Genomic DNA, 15,611 nt, shown 5'->3' with positions numbered 1-15,611 from the left:
GGGTTGCGCCGCAGAGCCGCAACTTCTCCCGCGATTCCGCTATCCGGCCGGCAGGATGTTCTGGTTGATGTGAAACACGTTGCCCGAATCGTATTCGGCCTTGATCTCGCTCAGCCGTTGATAATTCGAGCCGTATGTCGCCCGGACCCGGTCCTGGCCCTCGTCCATCAGGAAATTGACGTAGCCGCCGCCGGCCGAGTACGGGTGGATGGCTTCCCAGTACTCCCTCGTCCAGCGCTTCAAAACCCCGGCGTTCCGCGGATCGGGATCGACCCCCGCGATCACCTGCGAGAAGTTGACATCCCGGTAGGCCCAGGCGGTCTCGTCCTGGCCGATCCGATGGACCGCGCCGTCGATCGGGTACAGGTGCATCGTGGAGAGCATGGTTGGCAGTTCCTCGGTGAAATGCGCGTGGGCCGCTACCGCGGCGTCGGGCACCGTCCGGATGAAGTCACCACGCCAATACCACTGCAGCCCTTTGGGATACAGGCCATCAAAGGTGGACTGCAGTGCTGGGAAGGGGGCCGCACCGATACCGTCGAAGGCTGGCTCCATCTGCCGGATCGGCGCGAACACCTCACCTGACCGTGCGGGATCGCCGGCATAGCACCAGACCACCGCACATGCCTTCTGCAGGTGGAGGGCCTCGGGGAACGGTGCCACCGGTGGGACGGTCATGCTCGCGAAGAACCCGTAAAGATCCTCGTCTTGAGCCGGAAGGAAGTCCCGGTACCACTTCAAGATGTCACCGGTGGCCGATGCGGGCCATACCGTGGGACCGCAGATCACGGTGTGCACGGGATGCAGCCGGAACGTGAACGAGGTGACCACCCCGAAGTTTCCACCACCGCCGCACAGCGCCCAAAACAGGTCTGGATGCTCGGATTCGGACGCCGTCACCACACGACCGTCGGCCAACACCACCTCGGCCTCCAACAGGTTGTCGATGGTCAGACCGTGCTTGCGAGACAGATACCCGTGGCCGCCGCCCAGGGTGAGGCCGCCGACTCCGGTCGTGGAGATGATGCCGGACGACGTCGCCAGGCCGTGCACATGCGTGACCGCGTCCACTTGACCCCATGTCGCACCGCCTTGGACCCGGACGATGCGCCGGTCGGGGTGGACGTCAACGCGGTTCATCGGCGACAGGTCGATGACCAGTCCACCCTCGACGGAACCGAAGCCGGGACCATTGTGGCCGCCCCCGCGGATGGCGACCGCGAGGTTGGATGTCCGCGCGGCTTCCAGGGCCCCGACGACGTCGGTGCCGGATCCGCAGCGCACGATCACCGCCGGCCGCTTGTCGATCATGCCGTTGTGCAGCGCGCGGGCGTCGTCGTATTCGGGGTCGCCGGGCAGGATGGCGTTCGCACCATACCTGGCGTGCAGATCGTCGGTTGCAATTGCGCGGCTCATGGCCCGCACCTCCTGTTGCTTCGCGCAGTCTCGATGCCGCGACGCTATGGGCCGGAAGACGGTGCGTCATGACCACAACGAAGCATTCCGCAAGGATTTCAGGATAGTCAGAACTGACTATCGACCAGGCAATACGGCCCCATTACGTTTGATTCCATGGCGCAGTGGGTGCCGCCTCCGCTTCCGGCGGAACTGGTGGCGCGCGGGCGCGGACCGCTCGTGGGTCGCGCCGCGGAACTTGCGGCGTTCGAACAGGCGTGGGAGCGGGTCGAGGGCGGCAGCCGCCAGGCGGTGTTCATCGGCGGTGAACCGGGCGCGGGCAAGACGCGCCTGGCCGCCGAGGTTGCCGGAACCCTGGCCTCCCACGATGTCGCGGTACTCGTCGGCAGGTCGACGGCCGACGAGGACGTTCCCTACGCGCCATTTGCCGAGGCGCTGGGCCGTCTGCTGATGGCCACGCCGCACGGCTCCATGGCGGGGCTGCTGGCCGACGCCGGCCCCCAGCTGCGACGGCTGTCAATCCAGGTGGATCGGCACATGCCCGACACCGCCACCGCGGACGACGTCGGGTCACCCCGGCAAGCGCTGTTCGAGGCGTTGACCGGATTCCTGCGGCGCCTGGCCGACGATCGTCCGATCGCGTTGATCCTGGACGACCTGCACTGGGCGCAGCTGCCCACCCTCGCGATGCTCGAACGCGTCCTGATCGGGTGCGCCGATAGCCGCATGCTGGTGGTGGCCACGTTTCGCACCACCGAGCCCGACCGCTCCGACGAGCTCACCACCCGGCTGGCCGAACTGCACCGGTTCGACGGTGTCCGGCGTCTGGATCTCGCCGGACTGGACACCGAGGCGATCGCAGAGTTCGTGGCCCGAACTCAACAAATGGCGCCGGCCTCCGCCCGGACGGCAGCCGCGCTGCTGCGTGACAAGACCGGCGGCAATCCATTCTTCTTGACCGAACTGGTCAACGATCTTGAAATCCGCGGTGGCCTAAACACATTGGAGGTGCAACGGACTGTCCCGGCATCGATCGGGGACGCCATTGCCCGCCGCCTGTCCGGGCTCGGGACCACCGTGCGCGGGGTGATCGAGCAAGCGGCGGTGCTGGGCGAGACATTTGATCTGCCCGCGCTCATCGCCGCCAGCGAAACCGATCTCCCCGCGACACTGGCGGCGGTCGATTCGGCCGAAGCCGTCGGGCTGGTCCGGCCGGTTCGCGATTCCGACGGCGAGTTCTCGTTCGTGCACGCACTCACCCGCGAGGCCGTGGTCGGCGAGATGGCGGCGTCGCGGCTCCGGATCATGCACGCCCGGGCCGCAGAAGCGCTCGAGGGCCGCGCGGACCCGTCGTGTGTCCCCCGTCTGGCAAACCACTACCTCCGGGCGCACGTGCTGGGCTACCACGAGCAGGCGTTGCGCTATGCGCATCAGGCGGCCCGGATGGCCGAACAGAGCCTGGCCTACGAGGACGCGGCGCGGTGGTTCGAGCGGGCAGCATCGCTGCCCGAGCTGACACGCGCGGATCGGGCGAGGCTGGACCTCGACGCGGCCGCAAATCACGTGCGCGCCGGCGATTTCGCCGGTGCGCGCGCCATCTACGAACGACTCAGCGCGATGGACGACCCACTGATCCGCCTGGGGGCGGCCGTGGGCTACGAGGAGGCCAATTGGCGTCGGGGACAGTCTGATTCGACGGCGGCCGACCTGCTGGCCGCGGCGTTGGAATCTTGCGGCCTGAACACCGACGACCTGCGCTACGTGCAGGCGCTCGGCAGTTTCGGGCGAGCGCTGGCTTTCGCCGGCGAGGCGGCGCGTGCGCGCGAGGTCGGCGACAATGCCATCGAGTGCGCGCGGGCCGCCGCGGATCCGTCGGTGCTCATGCACACCGTGAAGACCAGCCTTTGGCATGGGCTCACCCCAGAGCTGTGCGAGATCCAGGCGGAGCGATCGGCCGAGGTATCACGCATGGCATTGGCGCGCCGCGACTACGAGGTGCTCGGGGCGTCCTCCCACTTTCGCGCCATGGTGAGCTACCTCGCCGGGCGGCCAGACGACTTGGCCGAGTCGACCGCGGACATGAGGCGAGCGGGCCGGGCCATCGGCCAGCCGGTTTTCGGTTTCGTCGGCGCGTGCGTCGAGCAAGCGCTGGCCTATCTGCGGGGTGACTTCGCGGGCGCCGAACGGTGGGCCGACATCGCTTTGCGCACTGGTGATCTGTTCGACGCGGACGACACCGAGGGCTCGAACGGCGTCCAAATGTTCATGATTCGGCGCGAGACTGCAGGCCTGAAGAAATTCGGCGGATTCGTCGACGGCAGTGAGACCTTCGCTGGCCGTTGGGTGCCCGGCCTGCTTGCCCTGTACACCGAGCTCGACTGCGAAGCCGGCATGACCCGCGCTCTCAATCATCTGCTGAACCGTAAGCTCCGCGACCGCACGGACGAGGCGCAGTGGCCGATGGAACTGGCGTTCATGATCGAGGCGGCGCTAGGACTGGGCAACCGTGAAGCGCTGCACGCGCTGCGCTCGTACGTAACCCGTTATGCCGGAAAGAACCTGGTTGCCGGCCAGTTCGTCGCCCTCTTCGGCAGCGCCGACCGATATCTCGCCCGGATCGCGGCGCTCGAGGGAGACGTCGCCGGAGCCGACCGGCTTTTTGCCGCGGCGCTCGAGATGGACCGTCGCATGGGTTCGGTGGTGCATGTCAGTGAGACGCTGGCACGGCAGGCACTGTTTGCGGCGTCGCGCGGGCTGGCCGAGGAAGCCCGGCACCTGGCCGGCGAGGCCCGCGCCATCGCCGCGCCGATCGGCCAGCACCGTGTCGTCGAACTGGTTGGCTCGTTGCTGACCGTGGGTCCCGAAGGCCCGGACGGTCTGACGGACCGCGAAGTCGAGGTGCTGCGACTGCTCGCCGAGGGGCTGAGCAACCGGGCGATCGGCGAGCGCCTTTACATCAGCACCAACACGGCCGCCAACCATGTGCGCAACATCCTCATCAAAACGGGCGCCGCCAACCGCACGCAGGCAGCAATGTATGCCGCCGATCACGAGCTACTCGGTTGAGGGCGCTCAGATCTCGGACAGCTCACCGTCGGGCGTGACGCGGTCACGTACCTCGACGATGACATCGGCGGGCAGCCCGGCACGCGCGGCAGCGGTTCTGATCGCCTCCGGCGACGGTGCCTCGTACAAGCAGTACGTCTTGCGTTTGTCCGCTGATAGAAACGAGTACAGCCAGCGGACGCCCTCCTGGTCGTTGATTCGATTGATGCCATCGGCGACCTCGAAGCTGGGTTCCATCTCCTCGGCGAATTGGCGCTCGACCATGAATATGGGCACGGCGGACTCCTCTTCAGCGTCTTGAGTCGAACCTACGCCGCCGGGATGCCCGGCGCCCGCGATTTCAGCAAACGTCAGGCGTCCGCCACCCCGCTTTCGCTGGAAAGCAACATCCGCAGCGTCTCCCGCAATTCGCCCATCCGTTGCCTGCCCAGAACATGGGCCCACCTCTTCTCCAAATTGAGTGCGTTGGAACGCATTGCGCGCAGCGCCTGTCGGCCGCGTGGCGTCAACTCGATGATTCGAGCGCGCGCATCAATTGGGTCGGACCCCCGGGTGACGTAGCCATGACGTTCCAGCGCGGCTACCGCCTGGGCTACCGCCTGCCGGCTCACGCGAAGCCGGTCGGCCAGATCCGAGGCATGCAGGCCGCCGGCCGCCAAAGGCACCAGCACGACCGCTTGCGCCGGGCGGATCCCGTCCAGTCCGGCGGCGTCAAACGCCTTCCGCAAATGCGGCGCCCCGGCGGCCGCGACCAAGTTCACCAGCGCCGGCACGGTGGGCTCCCACCCGGAATCCGGTCCCTGTCGCATATCGATCAGTGTGCCACTCGAGTCGATTTTGACAAGCTAGTTGTCAAAGTCGCAACCCGGTGCCACCATGTGCTCATGCGATGGAGTTGGGTCCGAGTGGCGAGCGTTTGTCTGATGCCCGTTCTTGTTGTCGTACTCGCCGGGTGCCTTGGCGGCGGTCATGCGTTGGGGACCCCCGGCTCACAATCGATCCCGGTGGGGCAATCCATCCGAAACATCGAATCGGGCGGAGCGAGTAGGACCTTCCACCTCTATCGGCCGCAGGGACTGACCGGTGCCGTACCGGTGGTGGTCATGCTGCACGGCGGCTTTGGCACCGGTACGCAGGCCGAGCGCTCCTACCACTGGGATGCCGAGGCCGACAACGGACGTTTCCTGGTCGCCTACCCCGACGGGCTCAACCGTGCCTGGAACGCGGGGACCTGTTGCGGTGAGCCCGGACGCCTCAACACCGACGACGTCGGATTCATCAACGCCATGGTCGGCGCCATCGAGCAGGAGATCCCGGTCGATCGCGCGCGAATCTATGTCACCGGCATGTCGAACGGCGCGATGATGGCGCTTCGCCTGGGCTGCCAGTCCGATACCTTCGCGGCGATCGCCCCGGTGGCCGGCACCCTGCTGACCGATTGCACTGCGGCACGGCCGGCATCGGTCCTACAGATCCACGGCACCGCGGACGATAGGGTCCCCTATAACGGCGGGCCGGGAAAAGCCTTTGCGTTCAACGGATCCCCACGGGTCGACGGCCCATCGGTGGGATCTGTCAACGCCACCTGGCGCGCCATCGATGGATGCGGAGCGCCGGACGCGACCACGGCGGGCGACGTGACAACGCAGACCGCGGGCTGCGCCGACGGGCGCACCGTCGAGCTGATCGCGGTGGCCGGCGCCGGCCACCAATGGCCCGGCGGTGAGCCAAGCCCGCTGGCGGAAAAGGTCGCCGGAATCCCCGAACCGTCGACAGCGCTGGACGCCACGGATACCATCTGGCAATTCTTCAGCCAACAACATCGGTAGCGAAGTGAACTCCGACGGTGCCGTCCTGCGCGCGTCACTCATCTGCGCCGGTCATAGCACGTAATTGTGTTGCGCCCCAAGGCCTGCGGGAGGCCTTTGAACACGCATCAGCGGCTCGTGGTCGTCACCGGGCATCGAACATCGCGTCGACGAGCCGGTGCATCACCTGCCCGATTTCGCGGCGGGCGCGCTTCGGGTCGTCGGCCGTCGCGATGACCATGGCCGCCTCGTCGAGCGCGCCGATCAGCACGTGCGCCAACGGCCGCACCGGCTGCTCGGCCAGCTGGCCGACCCGGATCGCCTCGCCGAGCATCTGCTCGGTCATGCCCAGGCTGTACCGCTGCGCGACGTCGCGGAATTCCGCCCAGCCGAGCACGCTCGGCGCATCGAGCAGGATCAGTTGACGCACTTCGGGATCGCCGGAGACGTCGAGCCACGCGTCGACCGCGGCGCGGATCGCTTCCGTCGGCGTGGTGGCCCCGGACTCGGCGACGACGACGGCCATCCGCGTCATCACGTCCTGCTCCACGGTCTCCACGACCTCGCGGAACAACGCTGCCTTGTCGGCGAATTGGTGATACATCGCGCCGCGGGTGACCCCGGCGGTTGCCGTGATCTCCGGCGTGCCGACTTCGGCGTAACCCCGCTGCCCCCACAGCTTGCGCGCAGCCGCGATCAGCGCATCGCGGGTCGCCGCGGAGCGCTCTTCCTGGGTCCGTCTCTTGCTTTCCATACAGACTGTTGGTAACTTACGAACAGGCAGCCTGTTTGTAAGTGTATCCCTAACGTAGGAGTTTGCGATGTCGACGATCGACATTAGTGCCGGAACCATCCATTACGAAGCAACCGGACCCGCGGACGGCAGGCCGGTGGTCTTCGTGCACGGGTACATGATGGGCGGCGGGCTGTGGCGCCAGGTCAGTGACCGCCTGGCCGCGCGGGGCCTGCGCTGCATCGCCCCGACCTGGCCGCTGGGCGCGCATCCCGAGCCGCTGCGCCGCGGCGCCGATCGGACCATCACCGGCGTGGCCGGCATGGTCGCCGAGGTGCTCGATGCCCTCGACCTGCACGACGTGGTGCTGGTCGGCAACGACACCGGCGGCGTCGTCACCCAACTGGTGGCGGTGCACCATCGCGAGCGGCTCGGTGCGCTGGTACTCACGAGTTGCGATGCGTTCGAACACTTTCCGCCGCCGATCCTGAAGCCGGTCATTCTGGCGGCCAAGTCGAAGGCGTTGTTCCGCACCGCCATTCAGGCGATCCGGGCGCCCGCCGTGCGCAAGCGGGCGTTTGACGGCCTGGCGCATCGCAACATCGACGAGCTCACCGAGGTCTGGGTGCGCCCGGCGCTGTCGCTCCCGGCCGTCGCCGAAGACCTGCGGCAGTTCACGCTTTCGATGCGCACCGAGGTGACGACGACGGTGGCGGCCCGGCTGTGCGACTTCGACAGGCCGACCCTCATCGCCTGGTCGGCCGACGACGTGTTCTTCGAGCAGGAAGACGGGTCACGGCTGGCCGCAACCATTCCGGGCGCCCGACTCGAGGTCATCGCGGGCGCTCGGACCTTCTCCATGGTCGACCAGCCCGACCGGCTCGCCGATCTACTCTCGACGATCGCGGTGCGCACCTGACCTGCGTGGCGCTACCGCGGCGGCACCCGCCGCTCGCGGTAGCGTCGTGCTCATGTCAGATGCGACGTCTCCCCTGCACGGCAGGCGAACCCTGGTAACCGGCGGTGCAACCGGTATCGGCGCGGCCGCCGTCGAGGTGCTCGCCGCGGCGGGAGCCGAGGTCGCCGCGACCTATCACCAGACACCACCGCCGGACGGCGCCGCGGCCGACTGGTTGCAGTGCGACGTGCGCGAGGCCGAGGCGGTGTCGGCGATGGTCGCCGAGGCGACGCGGCGTCTCGGCGGACTCGACGTGCTGGTGCATGCCGCGGGACTGTGGCAGGCCGGGATTCCCGGCTACATCGGTGCCGACGAGATCTCGTTCCTGCTGGACACGAACATCAAGGCGACCATCCTGACCAACCAGGCCGCCCACGCAGTGATGAAAGAGCAAGACCCTAGGGGCGGTCGCATCATCAACTTCGGGTCTTCCGAAGCCGTGATGGGCAGCCCGATCTCGGCGGTGTACGCCGCGACCAAGGGCGCGGTGCAGGCCTGGACGCGGTCGGCCGCCAAAGCCTGGGCCGCCGACAACGTCACGGTCAATGCCCTTGCGCCCGCGGTGCAGACGCCGGGCGCCGACCGGCTCCGCGAGTTCCTCGGTCCACAGGCCGCGGCCCTGATCGATCAACAGATGCAGATGATGATCCCGCTCGGCGGCACGCTCGGTGAGCCCGCCCGCGACGTCGGGCCGATGCTCGTGTTCTTGGCCGGCGCCGGCTCGCGCTTCATCACCGGGCAACTGCTCGCGGTGGATGGTGGCCTGATGATGGTCGGTGGTTAGCCAACGGCAGCTTCAGTTGCCGACGGCTCTGCGCCGCATCAGCTTTGGTCGTTGTCGTTCGATGTGGTCGGCCGACGGTCGTGGTGTCGCCGGCCAGCGATGGCCGTCGTCCGCGACTGAGGGACTTCGCGACGATATCCGCGCGCTCGATTCCTGAGCAGAATCAGCGACCTGTGCAACTCAAACAGCATGCGGCAATGATGGCCGTCGAATCCGAACGGAACCGCTACACACGCGGTCCTGGGCAGGGAATCCTTGGCAAAATAAGCATGACGACTGCCACAACATGAGGTGGTGCAAGGCCGCGGCCGTCGCCACTCGCGACCGCCCTCCAGTTGCCGGGGCTTTGCGGCGCTGAACCCCCCGCTACTATAAGACGGACCGTCTCGTCTCGTAGGATGGGCAGAGTGAGGGTGAATCCGACCGATGGCTGACGACACAATCCAGGCGTTACTGCGCAGGCGTTTATCCGATCCCGGCATCGCGGTGAAATATCTTGACCTGCAATGGTCTTGGCCTGAGTACCTGGCCGGTGCCGCGGCGCGGGCCGCCGGGCTGTTGGCGGCCGCCGACCCGCAACGGCCGATGCACATCGGCGTCCTGCTGGGGAACACCCCCGAGATGGTCAGCCAGATGGCGGCGGCCGGGCTCGGCGGCTACGTCCTGTGCGGGCTGAACACGACCCGGCGCGGCGATGCGCTGGCCGCCGACGTCCGGCGCGCGGACTGCCAGTTCGTCGTCACCGACGCCGAACACCGGCCGCTGCTGGACCGCTTGGACCTCGGGGCCGCGCGGATCATCGACTCCTCGACCCCGCAATGGCGTGAATTCGTCGACGCCGCCGGGGAGCTGACGCCGCACCGCGAGGTCACCGCCATGGACGCCTTCATGATGATTTTCACCTCGGGAACGAGCGGAAATCCCAAGGCGGTCCAGGTGTCACACCTCATGGCGGCGTTCGCGGGTCTGAACCTGATGCAGCGCTTCACCCTTACCGAACGCGACACCTGCTACGTCTCGATGCCACTGTTCCACTCCAACGCGGTCGTCGCCGGCTGGGCGCCCGCGGTGTGCTCCGGCGCCGCCATGGTGCCGGCGAAGTTCTCGGCGAGTAGTTTCCTCGACGACATCCGCCGCCATGGCGCCACCTACATGAACTACGTCGGCAAGCCACTCGCCTACATCCTCGCCACCGCCGAGCGCGACGACGACGCCGACAATCCCCTGCGGGTGGCATTCGGCAACGAGGCCAACGAGAAGGACATCGACGAGTTCGCCCGCCGCTTCGGTGCGCAGGTCGAGGACGGCTTCGGCTCCACCGAGAACGCCATCATCGTGATCCGGGAGGAAGGCACCCCCCAGGGCTCCATCGGCAAGGGCATGGACGGGGTCGCGATCTACAACAGCGAGACCGTCTCCGAATGCGCGGTGGCGCGGTTCGACGCCGAAGGGGCGCTGGTCAACGCCGACGAAGCCATCGGCGAGCTGGTCAACACGGCGGGCTCGGGTTTCTTCACCGGCTACTACAACGACCCGGACGCGAACGCCGAACGGATGCGCCACGGCATCTATTGGTCCGGGGACCTGGCGTACCGCGACGCCGACGGCTGGATCTATCTCGCCGGGCGCACCGCCGACTGGCTGCGGGTGGACGGCGAGAACCTGGCCGCGGCGCCGATCGAACGGATTTTGTTGCGCCACAGCGCGATCAGCCGGATCGCCGTGTACGCCGTCGCGGACGACCGCGTCGGCGACCAGTTGATGGCCGCGGTCGTGCTCAACGACGGCGCGGCCCTGGCCCCCGCCGAGTTCGAAGCGTTCCTGGACGCGCAGCCCGACCTGTCGCCGAAGGCCCGCCCGCGTTACGTCCGCATCGCGGCCGACCTGCCCTGCACGGCCACACACAAGGTGCTCAAGCGCCAGTTGATCGCCGAGGGAACCCACGTCGGGGCGGGCGAGGTGCTGTGGGAGCGCGACGCCCGGGGCACGGCCTACACGGTCAGTGGCGATCGCAAGGGCGGCATGGCCGGGCGCGGCGGGTCGCCACCATCGGCTAGGCCGGGGTCCTCGGTGGGCGGCGCCGGATCTGACCCTTCGGCCGTCGCACCCGTTTGACCGGGTCTCGGGTTGTGCCGCAAGCGATCTCGTCGCGCAACTGGGTGATGTTGGAGATCTCCGCGTACAGGCCGCGGATCGCGTAGTCCAACACCGCGAAGGAGTAGCGCTGCTCGGGATCCGCGGTGATGCCGAGTTCCACCGACCGCCGTCGCGACCACAGCGCCTCGTCCAGCCGGCCCCGCGTCGCGTCCAGATGCCGGTCCAGGGTATCGAGCACGTGTTCGGGATCCTGGCCGCGGGCCAGCCAGGTCTTCAGGATGACGGGGTGCTTGATCACCACCTGATCCTGGCCCGGGAAGTGCTGGACCCAGCGCCGCAGCGCGTCGAGTCCGGTGGCGGTGGCCTCGTACAAGGTGATGGCACGCTTGCCGGAGTGCGCGCCGGTCTCGCTGACCATGCCGCGCTGCAGCAGGCGGGTCAGTTCGCGCCGCACGTGACTGACCGACGGCGACCAGTAGAAGTGGCCGACCGACAGTTCGGCGCGCATCTTGATCTCACCGGCGGTGAGTTGCTCGTCGTTGACCGCCAGCACCCCCAGCACCAGGTAGGCGGTCACCGGCAGGCCGTTGGCGGTGCGTGGGCTCATGAGCTGTCCACCTCCGCGCCGGTGAAGTACGGCAGCGTCACGTCGGTTTCGGTGGCGTGGAACTCGACGCGCACCCGCATGCCGACACCGAGATCCTCCGGTGCCACGCCCACGACGTTGGTCAGCATCTGGTAGCCCTCGTCGAGGGTGACGATGGCGGGCGCATACGGCGGCACGAATTCCGGAGTGACGGGCCGATAAACGACGGTCCAGCTGTAGATCTCACCGCGCCCGCTGCCTCGCCGCCAGCGCAGGTCGTCCGAAAGGCATTGGCGGCAATGCTCGGTGGGCGGGAAGTTCGCCGATCCGCAGGCCCCGCAATGCTGGTAGCGCAGCTCGTGCGACCGGCATCCCTCCCAGAAGTTGCCGCTGACGTCGCTGCTCGCATGCGGGACGGGCCCGGTCTGTGGGCGCAGTGGATCTGAAGTCATCGTGGTTCGTCTCCCAGGATCAGCACCGTCGTGAACAGCGCGCCCGCTCCCCCGTTGCTGCACAGCGCGACGTGCGCGCCCTGGACCTGAAGATCGCCGGCCTGTCCGCGCAGTTGCTGCACCGCGCGGATCGCCCGCTGCATCATCTGCGGATTGGCGCCCGCGTGGCTGAAAGACATGGTCCCCCCGTCGGTGGTGATCGGATGGCTGCCATAGATGGCGATGTGGCCGTCGGCCACGAACGGGCCGCCCTCGCCATCACCGCAGAAGCCGAAAGCCTCCAGCTGACGGATGATTTCGAAGGAGAACGGATCGTAGAGCTCCAGGACGTCGACGTCGTCGGGACGCAGCCCGGCATGGCCGAACGCGCGTTCGGCGGCGTGCCGGCCCACCACCCCGTTGACGTATCTGCTGTGCCCGCCGCGCCGCCCGGCCAGGTCGTACGCGGGCGGATGCTGGTAGGACGGGCCGTGAAAGTCCGCTCCGCTACCCAGCACGTAAATCGGTTGGGCCGCAACGTCGACCGCATCGATGTTGGCCACCACGAGTGCACACCCTCCTTCGGAGGTGGTCGCGCAGTCCAGCAAATGGAAGGGGTCGGCGATGGGCCGCGACGCGGTGATGTCGTCCGGGCTGAACGGGCCGCGGTCGTAGTAGACGGCTTCGGGATTGCGTGAGCCGTTGTTGCGGATGGTCGCGGCCACCAGCGAAAGCTGTTCGCGCGTGGTGCCATAGACGTGCATGTGGCGCCGCGCGATGAGCGCGAACTCGGCGGTGGTGAACATCCCCCAGGGCGCCACGAATTCGTTCTCGGGTCGAGTCCAGGGCGCCGTGGCCTCGTGATCGCGGTACTCGCCGGCCTGCGCCGCGACCAGTACCACCACGTCGGCCATGCCGTGCTCGATGGCGGTGACCGCCTCGGTGATCATGCCGATCCCGAACGCCAGTCCCTGCCACGCCGGCCCGATCCGCAGGTCGTAGATCAACGCGGTCGAATGCGGGCTCGCGCTGATGCCGTCGACGTCATCGAGGGTCAGGCCGGCGTCGTCGAGCGCGCCCAGGATCGCTTTGATCGCCAGGCCGCGCGAGGTTTCGTCGTCCAGCCGCCGGCCCTGCCGGGTGTTGTGCACTCCGACGATCGCCGCGGTCCGCTTGGTCGCCGTCACTGAGATCCCATTCCGGTACAGCCCTTCACTTTTCGTCCGCGACGACGCCCAGGTAGGTGCCGCGGACCTCGTAGTGGCGCCCGTCGCGGGCGAAGGTGCCGATGGTGGTGGCGCGCGGTCAGCTCCATCACCACGGAGCCCCGGCGCACCAAACGCCGCACCGGTACGCACAATCCGCCCGGGCGCGGGGATACACACAGGTTGACCACCATGTCACAGTCCCGCCGGCCGGTCGCTGATGGTTCCCGACTGCCGCAGCGCGGCCAGGTTGTTCCGGCTGTGCCCCAGCACCTCGGTCAGCACCTCGTCGGTGTGCTGTCCGTAGAGCGGTGGGCCGCGCCGGATCCAGCGTCTCGGCTTGCCGAGGAACGCGAAAGGCATTCCGGTGCAAAGAAACGAGCCCGCGACGGGATGGTCGACCGTCTCCCAGAAGCCGCGAGCCCGCAACTGCGGGTCGGTCAGCAACGCCGCGGCCGGCGTGACGCGCGCGGCGGCGATCCCGGCCGCGCGCAGCGCCTCGACGGCCTCGGTCACCGAATGCCGCGCGGCCCAGGCCGAGATCAGCTCGTCGGCGTCGTCGGGCCCGGTACCGCCGGCGTCGTCGCGCCCGGGCGAGCCGAGCAGGCGGGCCAGCGACGCGCGGGCGGCGTCATCCGTCGCGGCCAGCGCGACCCACTCGTCGTCACCGCGGCACCGGTAGACGCCCTGCGGGTCGGCGCCTGGCCCGCGGTTTCCGTTGCGGCGCATTGCGATTCCATTCCGGGAATACTCGACCAGCATTTCGGCCGCGACGTTCAGCGTCGCCTCGACCATGGTCGATTCCACCTGCATTCCGGCGCCACGGCGGTCGCGGATCACCAGCGCCGCGACGGCGGCGAAGGCGGCGTGCAGGCCGGCGATCGGGTCGCACACGCCGCGCGGGATCACCGGGGGGCCGTCGGCGTGTCCGGTCATCCATGCCATGCCGGTCGCCTGTTCCATCGTCTGGGCGAACCCGACCCGATCGCGCCACGGGCCGTCGAGGCCGAACGCGGGCATCCGGACCATGATCGCCCGCGGGTTGGCCGCGCGCACCGCGTCCCATTCCAGGCCGAAGTTCGCCATCACCCGGGGCGAGAAGTTCTCCACGACGAGATCGCTGGTGCCGATCAGCTCGAGGGCGAGCCGGCGGCCGGCGTCGGTGCTGAGCTCGATGCTGACGTCCCGCTTGTTGTTGTTGCTGCACAAGAACACCGGGCCCCATTCCCACCATTGGTCCCAGTCGGGCGGGGGGCCTGCGGAGAACCGCATGCCGTCAGGCCGGCGCACGCCCTCGATCTTGATGACGTCGGCGCCCAGGGCGCCCAGCAGTTGGGTGGTGACCGGCCCGGCCCAGAAGGCGGTGAAGTCGGTGACGCGGACGTCGGACAGTGGCAGCGCGCCGGCGTCGTCGCGACCCGGTGCTACCGGGCGCGCGGGCCAGCGTACGCACCCGTTGTCGGCGCCGAGCGGCGGCGGCGCGGCCGGCGTAACGGTCATCATCGCGTCGCTGCGATACGGCACCCGCGGCGCCAGCACCCCGTTCGGCGCCTCGACGAACACGCCGCGCTCCACGAAATGGTCGATCTTGGGCAGCATCTCGGGTGTTGCGATGGGGGCGACCGGGATCCGGAACGCCACCGCGACATCGACGATCTCGCTCGTGGTCCGGCATTCGGTCCATTCGGTGACCATGCCCAGAAACTCGTCGCGGCGCTCGACCCGGCCTGCGAATGACGCCAGTTCCGCGTCGTCGAGGAGATCGGCGCGCTCGATCATCACCAGGAAATCCTGAAACTGCTGCGCGGTGATGGTGCAGAAGCCGACCATGCCGTCGGCCGTCGGGACGATCGACGGCAGCTCCAGGCTCCGTTCGTGCAGCAGCGAATCGGCGCCCAGCACGCTGGCCGACATGGCGGACAGTCCGCCCATCGCGATCGCCATCGCCTCGTACGTCGAGACGTCGACGACCTCGCCGCGCCCGCTGAGGCCGGCGTGCCGGACCGTGATGGCGGCCACCGCCGCCGCGAACGTGCCCGCCAGCCATTCGCCCAGCCGGGCGCCCGCCTGCACCGGCTCGTCACCCGGCCAGCCGCGGCCCGCGATCGAGCCGCACATCGCCTGAAGGATGAATTCGTTTGCAGTAAGTTGGTTTTCGACGTATGGGCCGGTCGTGCCGAACGGCGTCACGGCGCACACCACCGCCGGCGCGGCGGTGTGCGCGGTGATGGCGTCGAGCGTCCACCCGTCGGTGAGATCGGTGAGCACCAGGTCGGCGCCCGCGAGCAGCGCCGCGATCTCCTCCTGCCCCTGATCGACGACCGACTTCTTGCCCGCGGCCAGATAGCCGAACAACGCCCCGGGCGCTGCGCCGGCCGACCAGCCGCGCATCGAGTCACCCTGTGCCGACTCGACTTTCACCACGTCGGCTCCGGCGTCGGCGAACATCTTGCCGCAGTAGGACGTCGCGATGCCGTTGGACAGCTCCAGCACCCGCCAGCCTTCGAATGGTTGCTCAGCTCGCACG

Annotated in this window: 13 protein-coding genes; 5 read left to right on the top strand and 8 right to left on the bottom strand. The window is 68.3% G+C overall.

What is annotated here, in order from left to right; all coding sequences use genetic code 11:
- Positions 1–39: 39 nt before the first annotated feature.
- The gene (locus OQ789_RS19635; protein WP_324687769.1) at positions 40–1,416 is read right to left on the bottom strand and encodes an FAD-binding oxidoreductase; all 1,377 of its coding nucleotides are present in this window, start codon (positions 1,414–1,416) and stop codon (positions 40–42) included.
- 156 nt (positions 1,417–1,572) lie between these two features.
- On the opposite strand from OQ789_RS19635, the gene OQ789_RS19630 reads away from it, so the two are divergent.
- On the top strand, positions 1,573–4,482 hold the full coding sequence (locus tag OQ789_RS19630; protein ID WP_324687768.1) for an ATP-binding protein: 2,910 nt from the start codon (positions 1,573–1,575) through the stop codon (positions 4,480–4,482).
- Between the two features lie 6 nt (positions 4,483–4,488).
- Here OQ789_RS19630 and OQ789_RS19625 read toward each other — a convergent pair whose 3' ends face one another.
- The gene (locus OQ789_RS19625; RefSeq protein WP_324687767.1) at positions 4,489–4,758 is read right to left on the bottom strand and encodes a DUF4242 domain-containing protein; all 270 of its coding nucleotides are present in this window, start codon (positions 4,756–4,758) and stop codon (positions 4,489–4,491) included.
- A gap of 74 nt (positions 4,759–4,832) precedes the next feature.
- Positions 4,833–5,291: a MarR family winged helix-turn-helix transcriptional regulator gene (locus OQ789_RS19620; protein ID WP_324687766.1), complete on the bottom strand. Its 459-nt coding sequence runs from the start codon at positions 5,289–5,291 to the stop codon at positions 4,833–4,835.
- Between the two features lie 75 nt (positions 5,292–5,366).
- Between OQ789_RS19620 and OQ789_RS19615 the strand changes: the two genes are divergently transcribed.
- Positions 5,367–6,311: an alpha/beta hydrolase family esterase gene (locus OQ789_RS19615; protein ID WP_324687765.1), complete on the top strand. Its 945-nt coding sequence runs from the start codon at positions 5,367–5,369 to the stop codon at positions 6,309–6,311.
- 124 nt (positions 6,312–6,435) lie between these two features.
- Here OQ789_RS19615 and OQ789_RS19610 read toward each other — a convergent pair whose 3' ends face one another.
- Positions 6,436–7,044 (bottom strand): TetR/AcrR family transcriptional regulator, encoded by a 609-nt coding sequence (locus tag OQ789_RS19610; RefSeq protein WP_324687764.1) that lies wholly within the window; start codon positions 7,042–7,044, stop codon positions 6,436–6,438.
- Positions 7,045–7,111: 67 nt separating this feature from the next.
- Here OQ789_RS19610 and OQ789_RS19605 point away from each other — a divergent pair, with 67 nt between their 5' ends.
- The 3 genes from OQ789_RS19605 to fadD1 all read left to right on the top strand — a co-directional run bounded on the left by OQ789_RS19605 (position 7,112) and on the right by fadD1 (position 10,880).
- Positions 7,112–7,942, top strand: coding sequence for an alpha/beta hydrolase (locus OQ789_RS19605; protein ID WP_324687763.1), 831 nt, complete (start codon positions 7,112–7,114; stop codon positions 7,940–7,942).
- Between the two features lie 52 nt (positions 7,943–7,994).
- On the top strand, positions 7,995–8,765 hold the full coding sequence (locus OQ789_RS19600; protein WP_324687762.1) for an SDR family oxidoreductase: 771 nt from the start codon (positions 7,995–7,997) through the stop codon (positions 8,763–8,765).
- Positions 8,766–9,191: 426 nt separating this feature from the next.
- Positions 9,192–10,880, top strand: coding sequence for a fatty-acid--CoA ligase FadD1 (fadD1, locus tag OQ789_RS19595; protein ID WP_324687761.1), 1,689 nt, complete (start codon positions 9,192–9,194; stop codon positions 10,878–10,880).
- Here the strand turns inward: fadD1 and OQ789_RS19590 are convergent.
- From OQ789_RS19590 to OQ789_RS19570, 4 genes are all read right to left on the bottom strand, one after another.
- On the bottom strand, positions 10,819–11,469 hold the full coding sequence (locus OQ789_RS19590; RefSeq protein WP_324687760.1) for a MarR family transcriptional regulator: 651 nt from the start codon (positions 11,467–11,469) through the stop codon (positions 10,819–10,821). The genes fadD1 and OQ789_RS19590 overlap by 62 nt on opposite strands.
- Positions 11,466–11,900 (bottom strand): Zn-ribbon domain-containing OB-fold protein, encoded by a 435-nt coding sequence (locus tag OQ789_RS19585; protein WP_324687759.1) that lies wholly within the window; start codon positions 11,898–11,900, stop codon positions 11,466–11,468. The genes OQ789_RS19590 and OQ789_RS19585 overlap by 4 nt, the downstream gene beginning before the upstream one ends.
- Complete coding sequence (locus OQ789_RS19580) at positions 11,897–13,066, bottom strand: thiolase family protein (protein WP_324687758.1); 1,170 nt, start codon at positions 13,064–13,066, stop codon at positions 11,897–11,899. The genes OQ789_RS19585 and OQ789_RS19580 overlap by 4 nt, the downstream gene beginning before the upstream one ends.
- 213 nt (positions 13,067–13,279) lie before the next feature.
- The gene (locus OQ789_RS19570) at positions 13,280–15,610 is read right to left on the bottom strand and encodes a CoA transferase (RefSeq protein ID WP_324687757.1); all 2,331 of its coding nucleotides are present in this window, start codon (positions 15,608–15,610) and stop codon (positions 13,280–13,282) included.
- Between the last annotated feature and the right edge of the window lies 1 nt (position 15,611).

Source organism: Mycobacterium sp. 94-17 (assembly GCF_035617725.1).
In the GTDB taxonomy this organism is placed as follows: Bacteria; Actinomycetota; Actinomycetes; order Mycobacteriales; family Mycobacteriaceae; genus Mycobacterium.
This window is presented reverse-complemented; position numbering and strand designations above follow the sequence as displayed.

Coding starts and splice junctions, on each gene's coding strand:
- OQ789_RS19585 (WP_324687759.1), bottom strand. CDS start 11,900: ATGACTTCAGATCCACTGCGCCCACAGACCGGGCCCGTCCCGCATGCG.
- OQ789_RS19635 (WP_324687769.1), bottom strand. CDS start 1,416: ATGAGCCGCGCAATTGCAACCGACGATCTGCACGCCAGGTATGGTGCG.
- OQ789_RS19630 (WP_324687768.1), top strand. CDS start 1,573: ATGGCGCAGTGGGTGCCGCCTCCGCTTCCGGCGGAACTGGTGGCGCGC.
- OQ789_RS19620 (WP_324687766.1), bottom strand. CDS start 5,291: ATGCGACAGGGACCGGATTCCGGGTGGGAGCCCACCGTGCCGGCGCTG.
- fadD1 (WP_324687761.1), top strand. CDS start 9,192: ATGGCTGACGACACAATCCAGGCGTTACTGCGCAGGCGTTTATCCGAT.
- OQ789_RS19590 (WP_324687760.1), bottom strand. CDS start 11,469: ATGAGCCCACGCACCGCCAACGGCCTGCCGGTGACCGCCTACCTGGTG.
- OQ789_RS19610 (WP_324687764.1), bottom strand. CDS start 7,044: ATGGAAAGCAAGAGACGGACCCAGGAAGAGCGCTCCGCGGCGACCCGC.
- OQ789_RS19605 (WP_324687763.1), top strand. CDS start 7,112: ATGTCGACGATCGACATTAGTGCCGGAACCATCCATTACGAAGCAACC.
- OQ789_RS19615 (WP_324687765.1), top strand. CDS start 5,367: ATGCGATGGAGTTGGGTCCGAGTGGCGAGCGTTTGTCTGATGCCCGTT.
- OQ789_RS19600 (WP_324687762.1), top strand. CDS start 7,995: ATGTCAGATGCGACGTCTCCCCTGCACGGCAGGCGAACCCTGGTAACC.